This is a genomic window from Pseudomonas cichorii (genome assembly GCF_018343775.1).
GTDB lineage: Bacteria > Pseudomonadota > Gammaproteobacteria > Pseudomonadales > Pseudomonadaceae > Aquipseudomonas > Aquipseudomonas cichorii.
Genome location: NZ_CP074349.1, coordinates 2,266,767 through 2,290,751, shown reverse-complemented (window position 1 = coordinate 2,290,751; position 23,985 = coordinate 2,266,767). Strand labels below are relative to the sequence as shown.

19 protein-coding genes are annotated in these 23,985 nt (G+C 61.1%); all 19 read left to right on the top strand.

Features of this window, described 5'->3' with window-relative positions; translation table 11 throughout:
• Positions 1 to 132: 132 nt before the first annotated feature.
• Complete coding sequence (locus KGD89_RS10210; RefSeq protein ID WP_025259684.1) at positions 133 to 798, top strand: response regulator transcription factor; 666 nt, start codon at positions 133 to 135, stop codon at positions 796 to 798.
• Complete coding sequence (locus tag KGD89_RS10205; RefSeq protein ID WP_143008679.1) at positions 773 to 2,164, top strand: sensor histidine kinase; 1,392 nt, start codon at positions 773 to 775, stop codon at positions 2,162 to 2,164. The genes KGD89_RS10210 and KGD89_RS10205 overlap by 26 nt, the downstream gene beginning before the upstream one ends.
• A 133-nt stretch (positions 2,165 to 2,297) precedes the next feature.
• Positions 2,298 to 2,498 carry a Flp family type IVb pilin gene (locus tag KGD89_RS10200; RefSeq protein WP_025259682.1) on the top strand — a complete coding sequence of 67 codons (201 nt, stop codon included), beginning with the start codon at positions 2,298 to 2,300 and terminating at the stop codon, positions 2,496 to 2,498.
• Positions 2,499 to 2,522: 24 nt separating this feature from the next.
• Positions 2,523 to 3,080 carry an A24 family peptidase gene (locus tag KGD89_RS10195; RefSeq protein WP_025259681.1) on the top strand — a complete coding sequence of 186 codons (558 nt, stop codon included), beginning with the start codon at positions 2,523 to 2,525 and terminating at the stop codon, positions 3,078 to 3,080.
• A 20-nt stretch (positions 3,081 to 3,100) separates the two neighbouring features.
• On the top strand, positions 3,101 to 4,027 hold the full coding sequence (gene cpaB / locus KGD89_RS10190; RefSeq protein WP_025259680.1) for a Flp pilus assembly protein CpaB: 927 nt from the start codon (positions 3,101 to 3,103) through the stop codon (positions 4,025 to 4,027).
• 57 nt (positions 4,028 to 4,084) lie between these two features.
• On the top strand, positions 4,085 to 5,602 hold the full coding sequence (locus KGD89_RS10185; RefSeq protein WP_025259679.1) for a type II and III secretion system protein family protein: 1,518 nt from the start codon (positions 4,085 to 4,087) through the stop codon (positions 5,600 to 5,602).
• A gap of 14 nt (positions 5,603 to 5,616) precedes the next feature.
• Entirely contained in the window at positions 5,617 to 6,282 is a 666-nt protein-coding gene (locus tag KGD89_RS10180; RefSeq protein ID WP_025259678.1) for a CpaD family pilus assembly lipoprotein, read from the top strand.
• 10 nt (positions 6,283 to 6,292) lie between these two features.
• Positions 6,293 to 7,525 (top strand): AAA family ATPase, encoded by a 1,233-nt coding sequence (locus KGD89_RS10175; protein ID WP_025259677.1) that lies wholly within the window; start codon positions 6,293 to 6,295, stop codon positions 7,523 to 7,525.
• A gap of 16 nt (positions 7,526 to 7,541) precedes the next feature.
• Entirely contained in the window at positions 7,542 to 8,909 is a 1,368-nt protein-coding gene (locus KGD89_RS10170; RefSeq protein ID WP_025259676.1) for a CpaF family protein, read from the top strand.
• A gap of 11 nt (positions 8,910 to 8,920) precedes the next feature.
• Positions 8,921 to 9,901, top strand: a complete 981-nt coding sequence (locus KGD89_RS10165) for a type II secretion system F family protein (RefSeq protein ID WP_025259675.1) — start codon at positions 8,921 to 8,923, stop codon at positions 9,899 to 9,901.
• 28 nt (positions 9,902 to 9,929) lie between these two features.
• A complete protein-coding gene (locus KGD89_RS10160) occupies positions 9,930 to 10,883 on the top strand; it encodes a type II secretion system F family protein (protein ID WP_025259674.1) in 954 nt (317 codons plus the stop codon).
• 26 nt (positions 10,884 to 10,909) lie between these two features.
• Positions 10,910 to 11,791, top strand: a complete 882-nt coding sequence (locus KGD89_RS10155) for a tetratricopeptide repeat protein (protein WP_159918422.1) — start codon at positions 10,910 to 10,912, stop codon at positions 11,789 to 11,791.
• Positions 11,788 to 12,297, top strand: a complete 510-nt coding sequence (locus KGD89_RS10150; RefSeq protein ID WP_025259672.1) for a TadE/TadG family type IV pilus assembly protein — start codon at positions 11,788 to 11,790, stop codon at positions 12,295 to 12,297. The genes KGD89_RS10155 and KGD89_RS10150 overlap by 4 nt, the downstream gene beginning before the upstream one ends.
• Positions 12,294 to 12,872, top strand: coding sequence for a TadE/TadG family type IV pilus assembly protein (locus KGD89_RS10145; protein WP_025259671.1), 579 nt, complete (start codon positions 12,294 to 12,296; stop codon positions 12,870 to 12,872). Before KGD89_RS10150 ends, KGD89_RS10145 begins: the two co-directional genes overlap by 4 nt.
• Before the next feature lie 116 nt (positions 12,873 to 12,988).
• Positions 12,989 to 14,515: a pilus assembly protein TadG-related protein gene (locus KGD89_RS10140; RefSeq protein ID WP_025259670.1), complete on the top strand. Its 1,527-nt coding sequence runs from the start codon at positions 12,989 to 12,991 to the stop codon at positions 14,513 to 14,515.
• A 42-nt stretch (positions 14,516 to 14,557) separates the two neighbouring features.
• Entirely contained in the window at positions 14,558 to 20,176 is a 5,619-nt protein-coding gene (locus KGD89_RS10135; RefSeq protein WP_025259669.1) for a beta-propeller fold lactonase family protein, read from the top strand.
• Positions 20,177 to 20,199: 23 nt separating this feature from the next.
• Positions 20,200 to 21,897, top strand: a complete 1,698-nt coding sequence (locus KGD89_RS10130) for a TolC family protein (RefSeq protein WP_201016809.1) — start codon at positions 20,200 to 20,202, stop codon at positions 21,895 to 21,897.
• Entirely contained in the window at positions 21,887 to 22,651 is a 765-nt protein-coding gene (locus KGD89_RS10125; protein WP_051427722.1) for an efflux RND transporter periplasmic adaptor subunit, read from the top strand. The genes KGD89_RS10130 and KGD89_RS10125 overlap by 11 nt, the downstream gene beginning before the upstream one ends.
• Positions 22,648 to 23,982 carry an efflux RND transporter periplasmic adaptor subunit gene (locus tag KGD89_RS10120; protein WP_025259666.1) on the top strand — a complete coding sequence of 445 codons (1,335 nt, stop codon included), beginning with the start codon at positions 22,648 to 22,650 and terminating at the stop codon, positions 23,980 to 23,982. The genes KGD89_RS10125 and KGD89_RS10120 overlap by 4 nt, the downstream gene beginning before the upstream one ends.
• Positions 23,983 to 23,985 lie beyond the last annotated feature (3 nt).

Genomic DNA, 23,985 nt, shown 5'->3' with positions numbered 1-23,985 from the left:
ATACATCAATGCCGTATTGATAGCACAATAATGATAATGATTAGCATTTACTAACATTAATGAATCTTAATTGTTACAATCTGGCTTTCCGTTTGAAGATGACTGCCACCAGAAGAAGGGAGCGGCACCACCATGCGTGTATTAGTGGTAGAAGACGACATATCGGTCAGCCACTGGCTTGGCAGCAAACTCCATGCGTTCGGCCATAACTGCAAGTTGACCCATGACGGTGAAGGCGCGCTGGAGATTCTTACGCAGGAAGCGTTCGACGTCGTAGTGCTAGACCGCATGTTGCCCAGGATGGATGGCATCGAACTGCTCAACCGGCTCCATGGCCGCTCCCGCCCTCCCGTGCTGATCCTGTCGGCAAACGACCAGACCAGTGACCGTGTCGAAGGTTTGCGTGCCGGTGCGGACGACTATCTGGGCAAGCCTTTCGACTTCACCGAACTGCTGTTGCGCCTGGAGGTGCTGGCTCGCCGGCACAATCAAACCGCTATGGAAGAAGTGATCTACATAGAAGATTTACGCATCGACCTGGGCCAGCGCAGTGCATGTCGGGCCGGGCGCAATATTGACCTGACCGACAAGGAGTTCCGCCTGCTGCAAGTGCTCGCCGAACATCCGGGCCAGACGGTCACCCGTACCATGCTGCTGGAAAAGGTCTGGGGCTATCACTTCGACCCGCAGACCAACCTGATCGACGTCCATATCTCCAAGCTGCGGACCAAGATCGACAAAGGGTTTGAGCGCAGCCTGCTGAGGACCATTCGTGCAATCGGCTATGAACTCGGCTAGTCGCTTCGAGCTGCGTCACATCCTTGAAACCAGCAACTTCCAACAAGCCGCCACCATGGCATTTGCCTGTCTGCTGGTGGCCTTGCTGTCGGTCATCGGCAGTGGTTGCGTGCTCGAAAGCGTCATGCGCAGCCACGTGCGGGAAATGATCCTCGCCGACGTACGCACCATGCATGAACTGACCCAGAGCCGCAGCAGCCATCAGGTCGCCGAACTGCTCAGGCAGCGGGACCTCTATGACCGGCGCAGCGAGCGTCATTCTCTGTTGCTGGACCCACAGGGCAAGGTCCTGACCGGCGATGCGACGATGCACGAAGTCATGGACTGCATCGCGTCCAGATGCCCGGATAACTGGCGAAACATTCGTAACAAAGAGCGGCAGATCATGGGGCTGGTGATCGAGCTGCGCGACGGCGGTCGCTATTTCAGCGCCTACGACCTGCAACCGATGCTGGAACGCACCCAGATCATTCCGCTGATGGCCGGCGCGGGTCTGTTTCTGGTGCTATTGGGCAGCCTGATCTTCAGCCTGCGTTACAGCCTGCGCAAGCTGTACCGCATAGAACGTATTCATGACGCACTGAAACGCTTTGCCAGTGGCGATCATCAAGCCTTTCCGCCCCATGACCGCAGCGGCGACGAGCTTGACCGGCTGGCCACCGAGATCTATCGCAACCTGGAGCGGATCAACAAGCTGATGGCCGAGGTCAAGGGCGTGACCAGCCATATCGCCCACGAACTGCGCACGCCGCTGACGCGATTGCAGAATCGTCTGGTCAGCGCAGCCGAAATCGCCACGGGTGATGTGCGCGAAGCACTGTGGATGGCCGCCGACGAAAGCGAACGCATCCAGAGCCTGTTTCGGGCGGTCATGCGGGTCGGGGAAGTGGAAACCGGGCGTTGCGCCCATCTTTTCGAGGAGTTTCCAGCCCAGGATCTGCTCAACGATCTGCGCGAGTATTACTTGCCCCTGGCCGATGAGCGCAACTCGCCGCTGGTGCTGAGCATAGACCCTGGCTGCAAGATCTGGGGCGACCGTGCCCTGCTGTTCCAGGCCATGGCCAATCTGGTGGACAACGCACTGAAATATGCGCCGCGCAATTCCACCATCACGCTCTTTGCCCGGCATCGCCCTCTCTTCGCCACCCTTGGCGTGGCGGATCACGGCGAAGGCATTCCGGCTTCTGCAACGGAACAGGTGGTGGAACGTTTCCATCGCCTGCATACCTCCGGCGACATTCCCGGCAACGGGCTCGGCCTGACACTCGTCAAGGCCATCAGTGAACTGCATGGCGGCTCCCTGCGGCTGAGCGACAACCAGCCCGGCCTGCGTGTCGAATTGCAGTTGAGCCGGGCGATTCCTTAAGGCTTCTTAATGATCTCCGCCTTGCCGCTTAATGAGAATAAATCTTAGTATCGTTTCACCTTGTTGAACCGTCCCAAACCGCTGTTCACTGCGGTCGGGGCTCCCTTTTCCGACATTTCATACAGGCTGCGCCATGCTCAACTCCTTCAAGAAATTCCTTAACGACGAAAGCGGCGTGACCGCCATCGAATACGGCATTCTGGCTGCCTCCATGGCGGCAGCCATCGGCTACATCTTCGGCTCGGACGGCCAGTTCATCGGCGCGCTCAAAGAGCGTTTCGGCGGTATCGCCGACCAGATCAGGTCCACCAACAACAGCACCGGCAGCAACTGACGTTACCCCGCAGGATTCCCGTCCATGACCAGCCTTGTCGTCGTTCTGCTGTTGCCCGCCTTGTGCTGGGTCGTGGTCACGGACCTGTTGTATCGCAAGATCCATAACCGACTGGTGCTGGCCTTGCTGGCGGGATGGCTTGCATTGCCGCTGCTGGCGCCCCTGAATGTCGGCCCTTTTGCAGGTTTGGGGACCTGGCAGGTCATTTCCGCCATGGGCTGGTCCACAGCAGGCGCGGCACTGGTCCTGCTGGTCGGTTACGGCCTCTACATGATCGAACGGGTCGGCGGCGGCGACGTCAAGCTGATGACCGTGCTGAGCCTGTGGATCGGCAGCGAAGACCTGATCACGTTCCTGATCATCACCTCGCTGGCTGGCGGCATCCTGGCGCTGGTGCTACCTACCCTGGAAATGCTTGAAGCGGCGCTTGCAAGGGGCGTGATGTGGCTGATCAGACGCATGCCGCAAGACACCATCGCCGTACCGATCATCTATGACGCCCAACGCCCCGCAGGTATCCCCTACGGTCTGGCCATCGCAGCAGGTGCGCTGTTCACCTTGTTGTTTCCCATCCACACCTGAACCCACAGTAGCCGTACTCGATGAAAAAGAATTCGCTCATTCTGCTGACTGGGGCCATTGTCCTCGCCAGTGGTTCCGCCCTGCTCGCACGGGCTTTGCTGGCACCGCCAAAGCCACCTGAAGTCAAGGCACAGGTTCAACCTGCCGCACCCAAGGAAGCCACTCGCCAGGTGCTGGTCGCTTCGCGCAACCTGCAACCGGGCGACTTCATCGATGCAGGCAGCCTGGACTGGCAACCGGCAACCGCACAAATGACGCGCTCCCTGTATTTCATCGAAGGCCAGGACAAACAGGACTCCTTGCTGGGCGCCACTGTGCGTCAACCGGTCGAAGCCGGTCAGCCACTGACCAGCAGCGTGGTCGTGCGCCCCGGCGAACCAGGCTTTCTGGCCTCGGTCATCAAGCCCGGCATGCGCGCCGTATCCGTGCCGACCAGCGCAGTGGAAAGCAACTTCGGCCTGGTGGCCGCCGGTGATCGCGTGGATGTGATCCTGAGCCTCAAGCGCGAACAGGAAACCCAGGCGCCGGACGCCACCGCCAATGCCGCGCCGTTTCTGGCGGCCCAGACCATCCTTCACGATATCCGCGTGCTGGCGATGAATAACAGCACCCGCAGCGACCTGAATGTACGCAGGGATCTGGAAGCCACGCCCAACGCCAAGAACACCAGCAGCCGTCAGAGCTTTGAAACCGTGACGCTGGAAGTCGCGCCGTCGGCGGCCGAACAACTGGCAGTCGCCAAGGAGATTGGCAACCTGCAACTGGCCATCCGCTCATCGGTCGAGCAGACCGAAGACGAGCTGCTGACCAGCAGTGAAGTCACCACCCTGAACAAGACCACCAGCATTTATCCCTCGCAGAAAAGCGCGGGCAAATCAGGGCCGGCCACCACTGTGCAGCTCTTCAGGGGCAAGGCCACCGAAGTTCTGGACCTGGCGAAACACTGATCAGTTGCGTCTGCCGGCCTGTGTAGCGCTGGCAGACGCCCTTACGGAAAAAACAGCATGAAACGCACAGCGCAACCTCTGGCTTCGGGCCGGAACGGACTCTCCTTGCTGCTCGCCGGCCTCGGCTTGAGCGCCACCCTGGTCAGCCCGTCAGTTGTCATGGCCGAACAGGCGACCGTGGACAACTACGACATGCCGGCGAAAACCCCGGTCACGCCAGTCATCACACGTGCCCAGTTGCAACAGATCAGTGAAACCCAGACGGTCAACCTGACCGTGCGCCAGGGCCGTCTGCTGCAACTGCCTCGCGCCGCGGCAAAAGTGCTGTTGGCCGACCCGGAAGTGGCCAGTTTCCAGATGCCGTCGCCAAGCAGTGTCTTCGTATTCGCCCAGCGGTCAGGCGCCACGACCCTTTATGCACTGGACGCCAACGACAATGTGATCGCAGCCATGCGACTGGTCGCAGGCTTCGACCTGGAAGGCCTGCGCCAGCAGATCGAAAATGAAGTGGCGGGTTCACAAGTCAGTTTCGTACCCGCGGCAGGCGATGGCCTGATCGTTCGTGGACATGTTCGTACCCCCCTCGAAGCCCGTCAGGTCATGGCCAGCGTCAAGGCCGCCGTCGGCGCCAATGACAGCGCGGCAGGCGGACCGGGTGGCGGCGCTCCAGCCGGTGCGCCCGGTGGTGGAGGCCCGGCTGCACCGCGGGTCATCAATCAGCTCAAGGTCGAGTTGTCGGCACAGGTCAACATCCGGGTTCGGGTCGTCGAAGTGTCCCGCAACCTCAGCCACACGCTGGGCCTGAACTGGGACTCGGTCATGAACAGCGGCAAGTTCCGTCTGGCGACCGGTTCTTCGACCAGCCTGTTCAACGCCGCCAACGCGGCCTCATCGGCAGGCACCATCGCTGGCGCGACCCAGGCCGGTCAGTTGATCCGCACGGCCAACACCATTGGATTCACCGACGGCAACCTGACCGGGCTGATCAACGCCCTGTCGGTGGAAGGCATGGCCTCGGTCCTGGCCGAGCCCAACCTGACGGCCATGTCCGGCGAAACCGCAGGCTTCGCCGCCGGTGGTGAAGTGCCGATTGTGGTGATCACCAACAACAACGTCAGCATCACCTACAAATCCTACGGCGTGATCCTGCGCATGACGCCCACCCTGCTCTCGCCCAACCGCATCAGCCTGCATATCGCACCGGAAGTCAGTGATCTGTCCGATGACGGCGCAGTGACCCTGCCCGATGGCGGCTCGACCATTCCGGCCTTCAAGGTTCGTCGCGCCGACACCACGGTGGAACTGGCCAGCGGCCAGAGCTTCGCCCTCGCGGGCATGCTGCGCAGCAACGTTGCCCAGCAAGTCAGCGGCCTGCCGGGTCTCAAGGGCGTGCCGTTGCTCGGCCGCCTGTTCGAGGGTGAAACCAGCACACAAGAGGACACCGAACTGGTGATTCTGGCGACCGCTTATGTCGTAGACCCCGTCACCGAAGGTGAATTGCAAACCCCGGGCCGCGGCCTGCCAGGCATGGATGCGCAGATGCCGCGCCAGGCCAGCGCAGGGTACCTGTACTGATGGAGACCTTGAAAATGAAGCCTGCCACTTTCCGCCTCGCACTGCTGGTCTGCCTGCCCTTGTTCATGGCGGGCTGTACCGCGCAGTACAACGAACTGCGCGCCAAGCGCTTTGCCAACACGCCGATGCCGGTCACGCAGGTGAACCCCAGCGCCCTGAGCGTTTCCCTCAATACGGTCAATCAGGGTAAGGGGCTGACCGCCGAATCCCTGGAAAACCTCAACACGATGCTGAGCAATCAGGGCCGTCTGAAAAATCAGAGCCTGACCCTGCAACCCTTCACTCCTGCGGGTGAGCAGATGGCCAAACGCCTGGTACGGGTGCTGAGCGAACGCGGCGCGGATGCCGACCGCATCATCCTGGCGCCGGTCCAGCTCAAGGCTGCCGAACAGTCCGGCGGGTGGGACCTGCAGGTGATTTCCGAGGCCATGGTCGCGCAAATCCCCGACTGCCGGATCGCCAACGCCGATGCCTGGACCATGACCCCTTATCAGGCAGTCGGCACCCTTGGTTGTGCCAACCGGGCCAACATTGCGCGGATGGTCAGCGACCCTCGCGACCTGGTCCGCCCACGCACTCTGGACAGCGCCGATGGCAATCAGGCCAACAATGCCGTGCAGCGTTATCAGGAAAGCAAGACCACCGAACTGATGAACATCGACTTCTCCCAGGACGACTGAGGACGCCGCCATGAACGACAAGACCAACACTGTACTGCCCAGCGGCGACAAAACCTTTCTGGCACCGGTCCTGTTTGCCGCCAGTACGGCTGACCAGCGCAGCTTCGCCGAACAGTTGCAGCGCCTGGGCCAGCCCGAGGCGCTGGTCCTGAGCGGCGGAATCGAAGCGGCCAAGGCTTGGTGTGCCGAACAGCGGGCCAGCCTGCTGCTGGTGGACCTGGATGGCGAGCAATTGCCCTTGCAGGCCATTTCTGAACTGTCGAGCCTGTGCGATCCGGGTTGTGCGATTCTGGCCATCGGCAGCCAGCAGAATGTGGACCTGTATCGCGCCCTGACCCACAGCGGCGTGGTGGATTACCTGTGCAAACCCGTACCACTGGACTTGCTGGCCAGCAGCCTGGAGCGTGCGCGCAATATCCATCAGCAACCCCAGACCCGCCAGGTGCGTACCGGCCGCAGCATTGCCGTGACGGCTTGCTCCGGCGGGCTGGGCACCAGCACGGTCAGCGCCGGGCTGAGCCTGTTGCTGTCACACGAACGGCATATGCCAGTGGCCGCCGTGGATTACGATCGGCACAACGCAGACCTGTCCCTGCTGCTGGGGGCTCAGGGCGATTGCGGACTGGCCGCAGCCTTGAGCAGCAGCGAGATCGATGCCCGTTTTCTGCAACGGGCCATGACTCGTCTGGATGACCGCCTGCATCTGCTGGCCCAGGAACCTTCGGCCGACCATTTCGCGCCTATCGATACCGATCACCTGCTTGAACTGGGCGCCAACCTGTGCCGCTTGTTCAATCAGGTCGTATGGGACTTGCCATCCGGCCACCCTCAAGGTGCGCTGGAGGTGTTGCGCCACGTCGAAACCCGCATCCTGCTCAGCGAATTCACCATTCAAGGCGCCCGCAATACCCAGCGCCTGCTTGAAGAGATCGGTGACGAAAGCGAGGGCCAGCAACTGCTGCTGGTCGTCAACCAGAACCACGGCACTCACCAGACAGTCGCCCGCGAACAGTTCGAGGCCTTTGTCGGCAGGCGCGTGGACTTGGTGCTGCCTTACGCCGGGCATGCCCTGAGCGACAGCCTGTTGAGCGGGCCTCTGCGTCTGGAAGCTGCACCGGCCTTTCGTCAGGCCCTGCTGAATCTGGCAGACCTGGCCTGTGGCCGCAAACCGGGCAATGCCCTCGTAGCGCCGTCGGTGCTGGCCCGCCTCAAAGGCGCCCTGACCCGTCGTAACGCGGCCTGACACAAGGAGCCGGATCATGCTGATACGCAAGCCCAGAACCCCTGCCCCCGCTCCGGCAACATTGCCCGTGCAGGAAAGCGGCGAGTCGGTCATCGAGATGCAGAAGGTCAACACGACCAAGGCAAACCCTGCCAGCAAGCATGCCGACAGCGGCGCCAACCTGAACCGACGCCTGATCCGCGGTTTCCTCTATGACCAGATCGACCCGCTCAAGGCTGCGGCCATGGGGCGTGACAAGCTGCGTCAGCAGATTGAAAGCCAGATACGACGCATCTGCGATGAAAACCGCCTGCAACTGTCTCGCCCCGAAGAAGAGCAGATCGCCAGCGAAATGCTGGACGAGATGCTGGGTATCGGGCCGATCCAGCCGCTGCTGGCCGACGACACGGTCAACGATATTCTGGTCAATGGCGCGGGTCAGGTGTTCGTCGAGCGCTTCGGCAAGCTGGAGCTGTCGACCATCACGTTTCTGGACGAAGAGCATGTGTTCAACACTGCCCAGCGTATCGCGGCCGGTGTAGGACGACGCATCGACGAAGCCAACCCCATGGTCGATGCACGGCTGGCTGACGGCAGCCGGGTCAACGTCATTACTTACCCGCTGGCCATCGACGGCACCACCATCTCCATCCGTAAATTCATGCGCCGCAACCTGACGCTGGAATCCCTCGCGGCACGTAACGCCATGTCGATGGAAATGGTCCAGGTGCTCAACCGCGCAATGATTGCCAAGCTCAATATCGTGGTGTCCGGCGGTACGGGTGCGGGCAAGACCACGCTGCTCAATGCGTTGTCGCAAAAGATCAGCGAAGACGATCGTATCCTGACCATCGAAGATGCCGCAGAGCTGCAACTGCAACAGATCCATGTGGTGCGTCTTGAAACACGGCCGGTCAGTGCCGAAGGCACCGGCAAGGTCGATCAGCGCGATCTGGTGCGCAACGCCCTGCGGATGCGGCCAGACCGGATCATCCTCGGTGAAGTACGCGGCGGTGAAGCCTTCGACATGTTGCAGGCCATGAATACCGGGCATGACGGCTCGCTCTGTACCGTCCACGCCAACACCCCTCGCGACGCCATCATGCGCCTGGAAAACATGGTGATGATGGCAAGCATGCAACTGCCGATGGAAGCCATTCGACGCCAGATCGCCAGTGCCGTGAACCTGGTGGTTCAGGTCGAACGCCAGCGTGACGGCGGACGACGTGTTGTCTCGATCACTGAAGTCTGCGGCATGGAAAACGACGTCATCCAGACTCAGGAGCTGTTCGGCTTCAAGGTCCGCTCCACCGACAGCCAAGGCAAGATTGTGGGCGACTACGTGAGTAGCGGCCAACGGCCCGAGTTCTACAACCAGCATGCCCATCTGTTTGGCGATCTTTAAGAGGACACCCCATGCAAGCTGTCCTCGATTTACTCACACTGCTGGTCTTCGCCTGCGTGATGTTCGCCTTCTATGGGCTGCTGAGCCTGAGCAAACGCCGCCAGCGAGCCGCCGAAAGCGCGGCGCGTCTGGAACAATTGCTGCGCGACAAGGTGACGGTGAATGCACCTAAAACCGAAGTTGAAAGCATCATGCGGGAAATGCAGAGCGCCCCCCTGGGCCACATTCCCGTGCTCGGCACCCACATCACTCACCTGTGGATCAACCTGAACCTGCTGGGCTGGCGCAAGACCCTCAAGGGACGGGTCATTGCCTTCGGCATCGGCGGCTTTTTCGCCGGGGTGCTGATTGGTCGCGACACGCCCATCCCCTTGCTGTTCGGCAGCCTGATTGCGGTATTCGCCGCCATCGCCCTGTTCACGCTGTTCTATCGCCAGGCTCTGGCCAAGTACCACAAGCAACTGCGCCAGTCACTGCCCGAAGCCATCGACTCCATCACCCGCACCTGCCGTGCAGGCGTACCGATCAGCAATGCCTTCGCGCTGGTCGCCGATCATCTGAGCGGGCCGTTGAGCGTGGAATTCGCGATTATCGATCACTGGCTGCGCCTGGGTGTGCCGCTGCGGCGGGTCATGCAGGATTCGACCCTGCGCGTGCCACTGGCCGAGTACCGGTTTTTCGCGGTGATCCTGATCATCAACCAGGAAGCCGGTGGCCGTCTGGGCGAAACCCTGGACCGGCTCTCGACCACCCTGCGCGACCGTCACGAGCTGCAATTGAAGATTCTGTCCAAGACCTCCGAAGCACGGGCCTCTTCCAAGATCGTGTCATCGCTGGTGCCCGCCATGCTGGGCTACATGTACATCAATGCCCCTCAGGACTTCCGCTTTCTGCTCAACGACCCCACCGGCAACATGGTGCTGTTCTACGCCCTTGCCAGCGTCACGCTGGGGCTGGTCATCAACCACCTGATGGTGAGCCGAGTCGGATGAACGCTCGCTTTTGCGGAGAACAACAGCCATGACCCACGAAACGCTCATTCTGCTCGCCCTGGGGGTGATGTTGACCGGCACCGGCCTGGGCCTGCTCGGCTGGTACCTGGGTCTTTCGGAGAAAAGCCTGGACCTGCGCCTGGGCCGCAGCGAGGACAATCGCCAGCAACAGGTCCAGGCCAACATCCTGCGCACCGACCAACTGGCTCTGTCCGCCAATGCCAAACGTCTACTGCTGCCACTGGCTTCGGCCGGCGAGCATCTGGCGGGCACGGCACAGGATCGCCAACACCTCAACCGCCTGCTGAGCATGGCGGGCTTTCGTGCCCAGGCCAGCCTGGGTCTGTTGATGGTCGCCAAATATGCCAACGGCCTGCTGTTTCTGGGCATCGTTCTGTTTGGTGTTCTGGATGCCCAGAGCCGCTTCGGCCTCAAGGGTCTGGCCATGGGCCTGATCGCCCTGTTTGTCGGCACCACCCTGCCCGAAGCCTGGCTGAAATGGCGGGCGGCGCGGCGCGGCGGGCGCATGGCCCGTTCGGTTCCCGATGGCCTGGACCTGATGGTGATCTGCGCCGAAGCCGGCCTGCCGCTGGGCCGCATCATGCAAGTGGTGGCCAGGGAACTGGCGCTGTCGGCTCCCGAACTGGCGGATGAATTGCGCTACACCTTCGCCGAACTGCAAATCGTCAGTGACCGCTCACGGGCATTGCTCAACCTCGCCGAGCGCACGGGCGTCCGGGAAATCGAAAGCATGGTGGGAACCCTGATCCAGGCCGAGCGCTACGGCACTCCCCTGTCCCAGGCACTGCGCACCATCGCCGATGAAAGTCGCAAGACCCTGGTGCTGGGCCTTGAAGAAAAAGCCGGAAAGCTGCCCGCGCAAATGAGCGTGCCACTGATGGTCCTGATCCTGCCACCGATCATCGCGGTCATGGGCGCCCCGGCGATGATCCGCCTGGTCCGCGCTCTGGCGCAAAACTGATGCCTGCCTTGTCTCTGGAGAATACCGTGTCCTCACCTCTGTCCCTTTCACGCCTCGCCCTGCTTTCGCTGCTGATCATCGGCGCAAGCGGCTGCTCCAGCCTGCCCGGCATCGACCGTGACAATGCCCAGCCACAGACCAACGCCCCCCTGAGCAAAAAGGAAAGCGCCGAAGCACTGAGGCTGGCCCGCGTGCTGCGCGATAACGGGCGTATCGAAGCGGCCACCGAGGTCTACGCCAAGATGGACCAGCGCCAGCAACTCAGCCCCCGGGAACTGCTGGAATACGCCAGTGTTGCGGCGTTGGTGCGCAAGCCGCAGCAATCACTGGAACTCTACGGCCGTGCCCGACACGCCCTTGGCGGTGCCGACAATCTCAGCCCGTCCGAAAGCCTGATTACCTGCCTGGGCATGGGCCGTGCGCGTCTGGCACTGAATCAGCTTCAGGCTTCGGTGAAGGATTTCAATTGCGCGCTCAAGGCCCAGCCGGACAGCACCGAAGGCCTCAATGGTCTGGGCGTGGCCAGCAACAGCCTTGGCCAGACCGAGCAGGCTCAGAAGCTGTTTCAACACGTACTGGAGATCGACCCGTCCAACCAGCCCGCGCTGAACAATCTGGCCATGACCTACCTGAGCAGCAACCAGCCTCAGCAGGCCATCACTCTTCTGCAAGGCGCCAGCCTCAATGCCACACCCAGCCTGGTGCTGAACCTGGCCTTGGCGCATCTGCTCAAGGGCGATAACGATCAGGCGCGTCAGACCCTGAGCCGCAACCTGCCCGATGCCAATACCGAAGATCTGCTGCAAGCCTTGCAGGCCAGTGTCGCCCGCATCCATGCCGGCTCCCCTGCCGCAACCGAACTGCTCGCTGCCAGCCAGCGTCCGCTGGCACTGGGCACACCGCAGTGAAGCGGGCAGGCCCCTACAGCCAACGCGGCGTAACGGCGGTGGAGACCGCGCTGATCATGCCGGTGATCCTGATCGGCCTGATGATGTTCTTCGAGCTGGCGCGCATCGCGCTGGTGGTGATCATAGGCAATCTGGCGCTGGACTCGGCGCTGGGCGGCCTGCGCAGGGAGAAAATCGACCTGATGGCCACCGAACAGCTTCAGCCTTTGATCACCGAGCGGATTCTGCTGGCGTCCTACGGCTACCTCAAGGCCAACGAAATCCAGGTCGATGCAACGTCCTACAGCGCCTTGCAAGTCATGGGCGGGGACGATGCCAACGCCGATGAGTCCGGCACTGAATTGCCCGACGGCAGCCAGCCGGTGATTGTCGTCAAGGTGGCCTTGCAACAAGCCTACATCACCGCCCTGCCCAAACTGCTCGCCCTGCCCGACCGTTTTACCTATGAGTACCGGCAGGTGCTGGGCAACCTCTATAACACCGCCCTGATTGGTAACGAGCAATGATCAAGCGTACGCAGCAACGCGGCAGCGCCCTGCTGGAAACTGCACTGGCCCTGCCGATCATCCTGGGCACGGGTTTTATCTGCGCCGACCTTTACAACCTCAGCCGTGCCAAAACCGACATGGAGCGCAGCACCTCGACGCTCTCCTCGATCCTGTCGATTCAGGATCGGCTGACCCGTGGCGGCCTCGAACAGCTGATCGAGAACATACGTGGCCCGCGTAAGGACAACTATCAGATTTTCATCGCTCAGGTCCGACGCAGCGGTGAAGTGGTCTGGCATCTGCAACGGGGCAATGCCACCGGGCTGTGCGATGACCCTTTCGCCAGCAGCCAGTACAGCGGCGAGCTGCCCGAAAGCAGCCCCACACCATCTTCCTCCGAAGAGCCACAGCAAGACACGGTCTCGATGCTGATCGTGCAGACCTGCCAGGCCAGTACCGAACTGGCCATGAGCAGCGACCTGTTTGGCGGCAGAATCCTGCAAAGCGTCGCTCTGGACCGCATGCAGAACAGCGACCTGCAACTGGCTGAAGATCTGGCGCAGGAGGCCGGTCTGGACACGGACCAGAGTTGATTAAGCCTTCTTAATGGAGCCAGCCTTGCTGCTAGTTGGGAAAGATTCTTATTCTTGTATAAACCTCAAGGCTGCTGTCATAGCGGCCTGTTGATCCCCTCAGGAATGACCGCTTCATGCTCAATCGCAGGCTTCAGCGCGGTAACGTCGCGCCCTTCATGATCCTTGCCACTGGCGGCCTGTTACTGGCCAGTGCCTACGCGATAGACGTGACGCGCATGACCGGCAACGCCTCGCAACTCAAGCGCGCGACCGACGCCGCCGCCCTGGCCGTCGGCCGGGCCAATGCCGACGGCGATGAAAACGTCAGCAAGGCCCCCACCGGTTTTGCCACCGCCTATGTGCGCCAGAACCTGGGCATGGATGCGCAGCTTCTGGATAACCTGGGCGAAGTCACCGTCGAAGAAGGACGCAGCGCCGACAGCAATCCCACCTACCGGGTAACCGCGACGTCCCGTCACGACCCACAAGTCAGCGGTAATGCCAGTCAGGACCTGACCGTGCATTCCACGGCAGAGTTGATCAGCAAGCCGCTGGAGGTGGCGTTGGCGATTGATTCGTCTGTCAACTTTGCCTCGATATTCTCCGGTATCAGCCCGGACGCACAGTTGCACATGGACGCAACGGAACACTTTCTGGGCGAACTGTTCGGCCAGGACAGCAATGGCAATACCCGCGAGGAGAAAGAAAACCTGCGGGTAGCCATTATTCCCTTCAGCAACGATGTCAATCTGTACGACCCCGATCACAGCCGAAACAGTCAACCACGGCTCAAGGAGTGGACGACTCCGGATGCACTGACCACTGAAGATCCGATCCCGAGCCTGCGCACCCGGGGCTTCTACCGGCAGTACGGCGACTTGAGCAATATCATGTTTCCGGACCGCAGAGCCAGGCGCCAGAGTTTCTACAGGGGAGACAACTACCGGGACAAGACCTATGACTGGATTGCCTCGCCTGCCGAGTCAAGGATGCGTCTGAACGCGAACATGATGTACCTGAACCCGGAAGACAATCGTCCCGTCGTTTCCGAGCGCCGCATGTTCTCACTCAGCACAGTGGATGCAGACGGTGCCGATCAGACGATCATGACCGACCACACCATCCCCAATGCCCCCTTGCTGCCTCTGGAAGCCAGCAGAAGCAAGATCGAAACGCGCGTGCGCGAGATCAGAGGGGACTGGCAGATCCATCCCCTGCCCGGGCTGGTATGGGCAGGCAGTACCCTGTCACCCAACTGGCGTGGCGGCAACGGCTGGGGCGACAGCACATACCCGCTGGACTTCAACGCCGATGGCAGCGGTCCCAATCGCAAGGCCATTGTCTTGTTGATGAACTGGAATGCAGGTTCTGCGTGGCGTGAGGAAAAGGAAACCCTGCGCAACTACCTCGACACCTGCCAATCCTTCAGCGACAACGGAATCGTTTTCTACGCCGTGGTTCGCAATACCACAGACATCAACAGCCCCGGCGGCCACTACGTGACACCTGCCGACTGGCTGAATCCCTGCACCGGCGGCGGCCAACGCCTGCATGTCATCGAAGGCAACTCATCGGACACCCCCGGTGATCTGAAGGCCGCTTTCGACAGCATCGCCAATGAACTCAAGAGCCAGGCCAATCGCGTGCTGCTGGTTGAATGATGCGCCTCCCTATTTCCGTCTACGCCCCAAAGGACTGTCCCAATGACTGAGCGTTCCCCTGCCCGTCCCCGCCTCCAGCGACTCTATCTGGCGCTCGAACCCCGGATGATGTTCGATGCAGCGGCGGTCGCCACGGCGACGGAAGTCGCTGCTGCAAGCGAAACCCAGAGCGCCAGTCCGGCAGCAGATAAAACGGCAGACAACTCCACGACCAGCATTGCTCATGAGAACAGCAGCACTTCAGGCAATGATCAGGAAAACGCCACCACAAGCCAGCGCACCACAGCGCTGGCGACCGATAACGGTGCCCACCTGAGTCTGGACGCTCTGACAAGCCTGGAAACCCTGAACACGATCAGCGGCCTGAGCAATATTGCGCAAACCGAACTGTCCAGTGATGGCAAGACCCTGTACGCAGCCAGCAGTACAGGTGAGCTGGCGATCTTCAGCCGTGACACCGAGACTGGCGCGTTGACGCTAAGCAACACCCTGACGGCCAGCGACACTCAGCTGACTTTAATCATTGATCTGAAGATCAGCCCGGATGGCGAAACGCTCCTTATGAGCGGTGCAAACGGCAGGTCCTATTCGGACACGCTTGCCGTATTCAACCGCGATCCAGCCACAGGAAGCCTTGTCTTCCTTGAAAGCCATTACATCCTCACGATAGAAACACTGGAAATCTCGGACGACGGTAAGTCGGTATATGCCGTCGATAGCGGCAACGAAGGGATCTATGTCTTCAGCCGTGATACCGCCAGCGGCAGTCTGACGCGACTGAATCTGGTCGAGAACACGTCATGGAGCCCACCTTACATGTTCGCCATATCGGCCATGGAGAGCCGGGGAGATTACGTATTCGTAACAACCCAGACCTTCTCCCCACCCCATACCCTGATCGCCTATCAACGCGATGCCGATGGCAACCTGGGCTCGCCGTTCTACATTCGCGATGGTCAGCAGGACAGCGCCGGCACGACGGTTTCGCTCAAGGCGCCGAGCCAGATCAATGTCTCGCCCGATGGCCAGAACCTCTACGTAACCACCTCTGAAGGCATTGTCACGTTCCGGGTCGAAGGCCAGTCCTTTGTCGTCCAGAACTCGATAAGCCAGGCCAATATCACTTCAACGGCCCTGAGCAGTAACGGCAGTACGCTTTATGCCACTCTCAGCGACGGCACCATCAATCGCTACAGCGCCACGACGTCAGGTCTGGTGCTGCTCAATAGCACAGCCGGTGGCCAGAGCGACGCCAGCGCGATTCAGGTCAGCGCCGATGGCGGCGTGATTGTCACGGGCTCGGGCATCAGCGTTCTGCAAGAAGCCAGCACCCGCTACCTGGAAGGCACGACCGCACAAAAGCTGAGCGATGCAGTGGTCAGCGACTCAACCCTGGACGCCCTCGACAACGGTAATGGTGACTATAACGGCGCAAGCTTCAGCGTCACGCCGCAACGCGGTGACAACGCCGAAGACACCTTGAGCTTTATCCCCACCGGCAGCCTGACCTTGAGCAGTGACGGTTCGCAAATCCTGAACGGCGGCACGGCCATCGCCAACCTGACAGTCAATGGCTCCAGCCTGAGCATCACCTTTACCGGCCAGGTCAGCACCGCGCTGGCCAATCAGGTACTCCAGCAGGTCGGCTACAGCAACACCAGTTCGGATGCCGGAAGCCTGGCGGTCATGGTAATGGCGTTCGACAACGGCCAGGGCGCCAGCACCTCACTGAACGTGGAAGTGCGTCTGGTGGACATCAACAACGCCCCCACTCTGACCACCACCGCCACCGATCCCAGATACTCCGCCCAAGGCAACCCGGTCGCTGTGTTTCAGGACACTGTCATCGATACCGGCGAAAGAGCCCAGTCGGTCAGCGGCCTGGACCTGAGCGTCACCGACATACAGGACGGTACCAACGAAGTGCTGGTCGTTGACGGCACACGCATCACCCTCACCCAAGGCAATACCGGCACCACCCGCAGTGGCCTGAGTTATGTGGTCAGCGTCAGCGGCACAACCGCCAGTATCGGTTTGAGTGGCGGCAACCTCAGCGTGACCAATGCGCAGGCGCTGGTAAACGGCATCGGCTATTACAACGACAGCACCACCATCACCGGCGTTGATCGGGTGGTCGGCCTGACACTGATTCGCGACAACGGCACAACAGCCAATGGCGGCATCGACAGCACAGCGCTGAACCTGACCTCCACCGTGACCATGCGCGATAACAGCGCACCGCTGCTCAGTGACGTACCGACAAACCTGGCCTACACCGAAAAAGCGGCAGCGATTTCACTGCTCGCAGACACAGGCTTCAGCGATGTCGAACTGGACAGCGATGGCGATTACCGCGACGCCAGCATCCGTATCGTGCGCAGCGAAGGTGCCAACGCAGCCGATATCTTCGGTTTTCAGGAAGGCAACGGCTTTACGCTGTCCGCCGATGGCCAGCAAGTGCTCAAGGACGGCAACGTCATTGCCAGCTTCAACCTGACAGACGGCGCACTGGTGCTGACCTTCACGGCCAGCCAGCCGGTCAGCGCCGCCGATGCCAATCAGGTTCTCAAGCAGATTACCTATGCCAATGAAAACAGCGATCCAGGCAGCCAGGTCAGCCTGAACCTGTCGATCAACGATGGCGACGGTCTGACATCGACCGTACATACCATTGCCATCACCGTGACCGAAATCAACGACGCGCCAGAGTTGACCGCCAGTGCCCTCGACCCGACCCTGAGTTTTGGCAATAACACGGCGCTGTTCAGCGACACGCAGATTTCCACGGTGGAACAGGGTCAATCCATCATAGTGTTGCGTCTGGAAATAACCGGCCTGAGCGATGGCAGCCAGGAACGCCTGAACATCAATGGCACCCTTGTGGAACTGGTGAACGGCACGCAAACGGTCGGCGATTACACCTACACCGTCAGCCTGTCGACAGACACGGCCACGCTGACTATCACCCCGGTCAGCGGCATCAGCACTGAAGCGGCGCAAACCCTGATAGACGGCATCCGTTACAGCAATGCCAGCCTGGCACCGACCCTGGGCAGCCGTACCGTAACGCTGGTGAGCATTCAGGACAGCGGCGGCACGCTGGATGGCGGAACTGACGTCAGCGACCTGAACATTGCCTCCACAGTGAATGTCACTGCCAATACCGCACCCGGCATCAGCAACCCGAATCCGGGAACGGTGCTGACCTCACCCGCCATCACCGACCCGACCCAACCCACCCAACTGACACCGGGCAGCGTGGACTCGGCACCTTCAGCCATGGCCACTTCCAGTGATGGCAAGTTCGTCTATATCGTGGCCGGCAAGACCCTGACGATCTACGCCAGAACAGCAGACGGCCTGGTCGAGCAAGGCAGCTTCAGCGACGACCAGTATTTCAGCGACCGGGACGTCTTCCTGGAAGGTATGGACCGGGTATCCTCGGTCACGCTGTCGGTGGATGGAAGGTTTCTGTATGTGGCCGGTTTCGAGGCTACTTCCGAGACAGGTGCGCTTTCGACCATCACCCTGTATCAGCGCGACGTCACCACCGGGGCGCTCAGTTATATGGGCATTGCCGCCAGCAACGCCACAAGCAGTAACTATTTTGGGCAAATGGTGGTGTCCGCCGATGGAAGGTCGTTGTATGCCGTCAGCGCCGACAGCTCAAACAGCGGCATCACGACCTTCACCATCAATGCTCAGGGAGGCCTGACTCAATCCGGGCATCTGTCGGACGGTATTGGCCAAAGCTCGGACGTGGTGATTTCCAGCGACGGCCGCTCGGTCTATGTCAGCAATAGCTGGGACAGTGGCATCGCTATATTCAGCCGCGACACAACCACCGGCGCACTCAGCTTTGTGGGTTCACTGACAGCACTGGGCAACGGTCAAAACCTCAGTTCGATCGGCGGGCTTGCCCTGTCCAGCGCGGGCGACTTTCTTTATGTCTCGGACAAGAACAGCAACTCGATCCGGGTTTTCAGCCGCAACGCCGATGGCACCCTGACGCTGACCAGCACCCTCAGGGACGGGCTGAGAAGTGTCTATTCACTGGCGGATATAACCCTCAGTGCCGATGGCAGCGCTTTTTATCTTGCCCACGAAGGCAGTGATCCGAGCCTGCTGGTGTACAGCCGAGACGCCACCAGCGGTGCCTTGACCTTTGTTCGTGCCTATTCGTCATCGACAGGCTTCAACAACCTCGTCAGCGCCACAGATGGCAGCCTGTATGCCTTGGGCAGCGAGTGGTCAGGTTCGGATGTGGTGATCTTGAGCAGCCCGACCAGCGCCCCGCACTTCACTCAGGGTGGCGATGCCGTACTGCTCGCGCCTAACGGGCTTGTCAGCGATGCCGAGCTGGATGCATTGAACGAGGGCACAGGCAATTACAAAGGGGCCACCCTCACCGTGGCGCGCCAGGACGGTGCCAGCGCCGAAGACCGCTTTGGCCTGCAAGATTCTGCAACGCTTACCCTGTCCAGCGATGGCAGCCAGATCCTGCTCAACGACACCGCCATCGCCACGTTCAGCCAGAGCGCTGGCCGCCTGACCATCACCTTTACCGGCGATATCAGCCAGGCACAGGCGCAGTCGGTGCTGCAACACCTGACCTACCTCAACAGCGCCGACACACCGCCTGCGCAGGTGCAACTGGCGGCCAGTATCAACGATGGGCTGCTGGACTCGAACAGCGCGAGTTTTACCATCGCAATCACGGCAACCAGCACGCCCGTCATAACGCCGCCAGTGGTGACGCCTCCTGTCGTGGAACTGCCTGTAGTGACACCGCCAGTCGTAGCACCTCCTGTAGTAACGCCGCCAGATACAGACGGCGGTACCGTCATTACACCGCCGCCAACCGACGTGGATACCGGCAGCAGCACCCCGACAACCAACGTCACCGAGCCGGTTATCGTTGCAACGCAATCCGCGCCGCTGATGGGGCTGCGCCCAAGCGGGTTCAATGAAGTCCGGCAAACAGAAACGTCCTTGCCACCGGGCATCAGCCCGCTCGGCTTGCCAGCAGAGATAAACAGCACGCTGAACACTGTCCTGCCCGACGCCACGGGGTTGGAATCGAGTCAGCGCAGCGTCACCGAGCAACTGCTCGGCAGTAGCAGCATCCTCAGCGACACCCTGGCCTCCAGCCAGTCGGCACGTCCGGGCGAAACCTGGCAGATGCAGGTCAATGCTGCCAGCAGCGGGAACAGCGAAGTGCAACTGCCGCTGTCGTTGCTCGCCAACAACCAGAGCAGCCCGCAACTGCGCATGAGTAATGGTTTGCCCTTGCCAAGCTGGGTTCGATTCGACCCGCGCAGCGGCAAACTGATTGTCGATAACCGCCAGTTGACTGCCGCGCAACGCCTGAACCTGGTGCTGATCACCCGCGACCGCTCCGGTCAGGAACAACGCACACCCGTCCAGATCGAGGCCGGTGAACGGCCTCAGGATGCAGCCACCCGGCCAACACCTGCAAACACTCCACAAGCGCCCATACCGGAACAGGCCTTGCGCGCCCGACTGCAAGACAGCGCGCCGAGCCTGAACCTGGCTCATCAGGCCCAGAGCCTGTTGGAAAGCCTGCTCTCGATCGTGGACAACGAATCCAACGAAACCGTCGCCAACGCAGCGACCCAAGACGACCAGCGCGTCGCATGATCTTTTTCAGGGGAAACGCAACAATGTCCAGAATCACCCAAGAACAGCGACTGCCAGGCCTTGTGCTGCGCAAGACCGTCCTGTGCCTGACCATCGGCTGCATCATTGCCGGCCTGAGCGCCTGTGCGGTCAAACCCGAACCTGTCAGCCTGGACCAGCAACTGGCCCAGGCCAGTGCCGACCGCAGCAAGATGTTCGACCGGCAAGAGCCCCTGAGCCGACCGGTCAGCCTCAACGAAGCCATGGCGCGAGCGGTGAAATACAACCTGCAACAACGCCTCGGCCTGATGGAACAGGCCATGGAAGAAGGTCTGCTCGATACCCAGAACCTGTCGATGCTGCCGCAACTGGCCGCTCGCGCAGGCTGGCGTGGCCGGGACAATGTCGCCGGGTCCTCCAGTGAATCGGTCCGCACCCGGACACAATCCCTTGAGCCTTCCACCAGTTCTGATCGTTCCGGCCATACGGCTGACTTGCAGTTGTCGTGGAACGTGCTGGATTTCGGTATCAGCTACTTCGGCGCCAAGGTCCAGGCCAACAAGAGTCTGGCGGCTGAAGAACGTCGTCGCCGGGTGATTGCCGACATCATCCAGCAAGTACGTACCGCTTACTGGGATGCTGCCACGGCGCAACGCCTCAAGCCGCAGGTGCAATCCACACTGGTTCAGGCCCGCGCCGCGCTGGATCAGGCTCGTGTCACCGAACGCGAGCGTCTGCTCACGCCTATCGACTCGCTGCGCTACCAGAAAAGCCTGGTGGAAATGATTCGTCAGCTGGAAGTGCTGGATGGGGAACTGGCGCTGGCCAAGGCACGTCTTGCAGGCTTGATGAACATTCCGCCTGCCAGCCAGTACACCTTGGCCGTCCCGGACGATGCCAGCATGACTGCGCCCGCCGTGGCCTACAGCCTGGACGATCTGGAAACCCTGGCCATGACCCAACGCCCGGAAATCCGCGAAGAAACCTATCAGGCCCGCAATGCGGTGCTGGAAACCCGCATGGCAATGCTCAAGCTGTTGCCCGGCGTCAATCTGTTCGCAGGCCTGAACCGTGACAGCAACAGCTATCTGGTCAATGAACAATGGGCCGACGCCGGCATGCAGATCAGCTGGAACCTGATGAGCGTGCTGTCCTATTCGTCGATCAAGAAGACTGGCGAAAACCGCGAAGCCGTGGCCGAACTGCGTCGTCAGGCGGTGCGCATGGCGGTGCTGACCCAGGTCAACGTGGCCTGGCAGCAATACCAGCGCGCCCACCAGTTGTTCGAGCGTTCCAACGAGCTGCAACGCTTGCAGGACGGCATTCTGGCGCAAAGTGAAAGTGCCTATAGCAGCCAGGCTCAGAGCCTGCTGGAGAAGGTACGGATCGAAACCGAAACCGTGTTGGCGAAACGCACCCGTGATCGCAGCTTCGCAGAGCTGCAAGCCACCTACGGCGCCATTCAGCAGGCTGCCGGGCTCGATCCCCTGCCCCAGCGTCTGGCAGGCGAAAGCATTGCCGAACTGACTCAGGCCATCGCCCGCAATGCAGTTGACCTGGCAAGCGGTCAGGTGCATATCCCGCGTTTTGAAACACCGCTGAATACCGCAGCCCAAAGCCGCCCGGCCCCTGTCAGCCCGGTCGCCATCGCGCCGATTGCCAGGGTCGATATGTTCGACAGTCTGGGTTCGCTGCAAGGCGTTGAGCTCAAGGAACAGGGAAGCACGACAAATGCACGCTGAACCAGCCTCCATCAGACAGCATTCGCGAGTCTGGCTGGCGATTCTGATCAGCGTTGCCGCCAACATGGCGCATGCTGCTGATACCCAGCCAGTGTTGCGCGTGCAACTGAGCGCCATTGCCCAGACCACGCTGTCCAGCGAAGTCGCCGGGAAGATCACCGAACTGTCCATCAAGGAAGGTGAGCGATTCAAGAAAGGCGACCGGCTGGTGGCGTTCGATTGCAGTGTCTATCAGGCGCAGTTGAATCGTACCGCCGCCGTGCAGGAAGGCGCACGCAAGAAGCTTGAAGTCGCCAACCGCCTCGACAAGCTCAACTCCATCAGCGTCGCCGATGTGACCCAGGCCCAGGCGGCCATGGCAGTTGCCAGGGCCGAAAGCGGTATCAACCAGGCGATTCTGGGACGCTGCGCAATCACTGCGCCCTTCTCGGGGCGAGTCGCGGCACGCAAGGCGCAACGCTGGGAGTACGTCGCGGAAGGCAAGGAGCTGCTGAGCATCTACGATGACAGCGCCTATGAGCTGGAACTGATCGTGCCGTCCAACTGGTTGCGCTGGCTCAAACCGGGCCAGAACTTCAGCGTGCATCTGGACGAAAGCGGCAAGGACTATCCGGCGCAGATCAGCCGGATCGGCGCGATCATCGACCCGGTCAGCCAGTCGGTGAAAGTATTCGGGCGCATCACCCAGAGCGATGAAAGCCTGCTGCCGGGCATGAGCGGCGTGGCGAAACTGACGGCTCCGGGTGAGTCATGATTCAGGCGCAAAGCCGCTCCATGGAACACCTGACCTTGCTGGTCCAACTGGAGCAGCAAGTCCGCGCTGCCGAGAGCCTGCAAGCGTTGGGCTTCATTCTGCTCAACGACAGCCACTCGCTGCTCGAATACCGGCAAGCCATCCTCTGGCGCTGCGACACCCAGACCGTACAAGGCTTCTCGGGGCTGGCCGTCGTGGAGCAGCAGGCTCCCATGGTGACCTGGCTGAACCGCCAGTGCCGTCGCTGGGAACAGACCGACAATGCCCGGCATATCCATGAACTGACCGCTTCGACGGTGGCCACCGAAGACCAGCCGCAATGGAGCGAGTATTGCGCACAGCGCCTGATCTGGCTGCCGTTGCAAAAGGCGGGCGGCCCGCTTCTGGGCGCGTTGCTCTTGAGTCGCGATGTCCCGCTGCGCGACACCGAACGGCTGTTGGCGCCCTTGCTGCTGGATTGCTATGGCCACGCCTGGAGCAGCCTGTTGAGGCATCGTCCGCAACGCCAGCCACTGCGCAGACGCAAACGCCTGTGGTGGGCTGCCGGATTGGCCGTAGCCGCATTATTGATGCTACCGGTGCGACAGTCGGTATTGGCTCCGGCGGAAATCGTTGCACGGGACCCGGCCGTGCTGCGTGCGCCGCTGGCTGCGGTAGTGGACCGCATTCTGGTTCAGCCGAACCAGCGAGTCACCGCAGGCCAACCGCTGGTACAACTCGATACCCGCGAGCAAAGCAATCATCTGGAGTCGGCTCGACAGGCCTACGCCGTGGCCGATGCCGAACTGCGTCAGGCTCAGCAACAGGCGCTGTTCGACGAACGCAGTAAAGCCACACTGGCCACCCTGCAAGGACGACGCGAGCAGGCCAGAAACGATGTCGAGTTCTACACCGCCAACCTCAATCGCCTGCGCATTGAAGCTCCCCGTGACGGCATCGCGATTTTCGATGATCCCAGTGACTGGATCGGTCGTCCCGTCAATCTGGGAGAACGCATCATGCTGATCGCCGAACCTCAGGATGCCGATCTGGAAATCCAGCTCCCCGTCGCTGATGCCATTGCCCTGCAAGCGCAGACACCGGTGAAGCTGTTCCTGAACACCGACCCCACGGCGCCACTGGATGCGACCTTGCAACGCATCGGCTACCGCGCCAGCGTCAACCCCGATGGCGTGATGGCCTATCGACTGAAAGGCACCTTCGATACCCAGGACCCACGTATCCGCATCGGCCTCAAGGGCAGTGCCAAGCTGTATGCCGAACCCACGGTGTTGTTCTACTACCTGTTGCGCCGACCTCTGGCAGCCTTGCGTATCCATGTGGGGCTGTAAGTG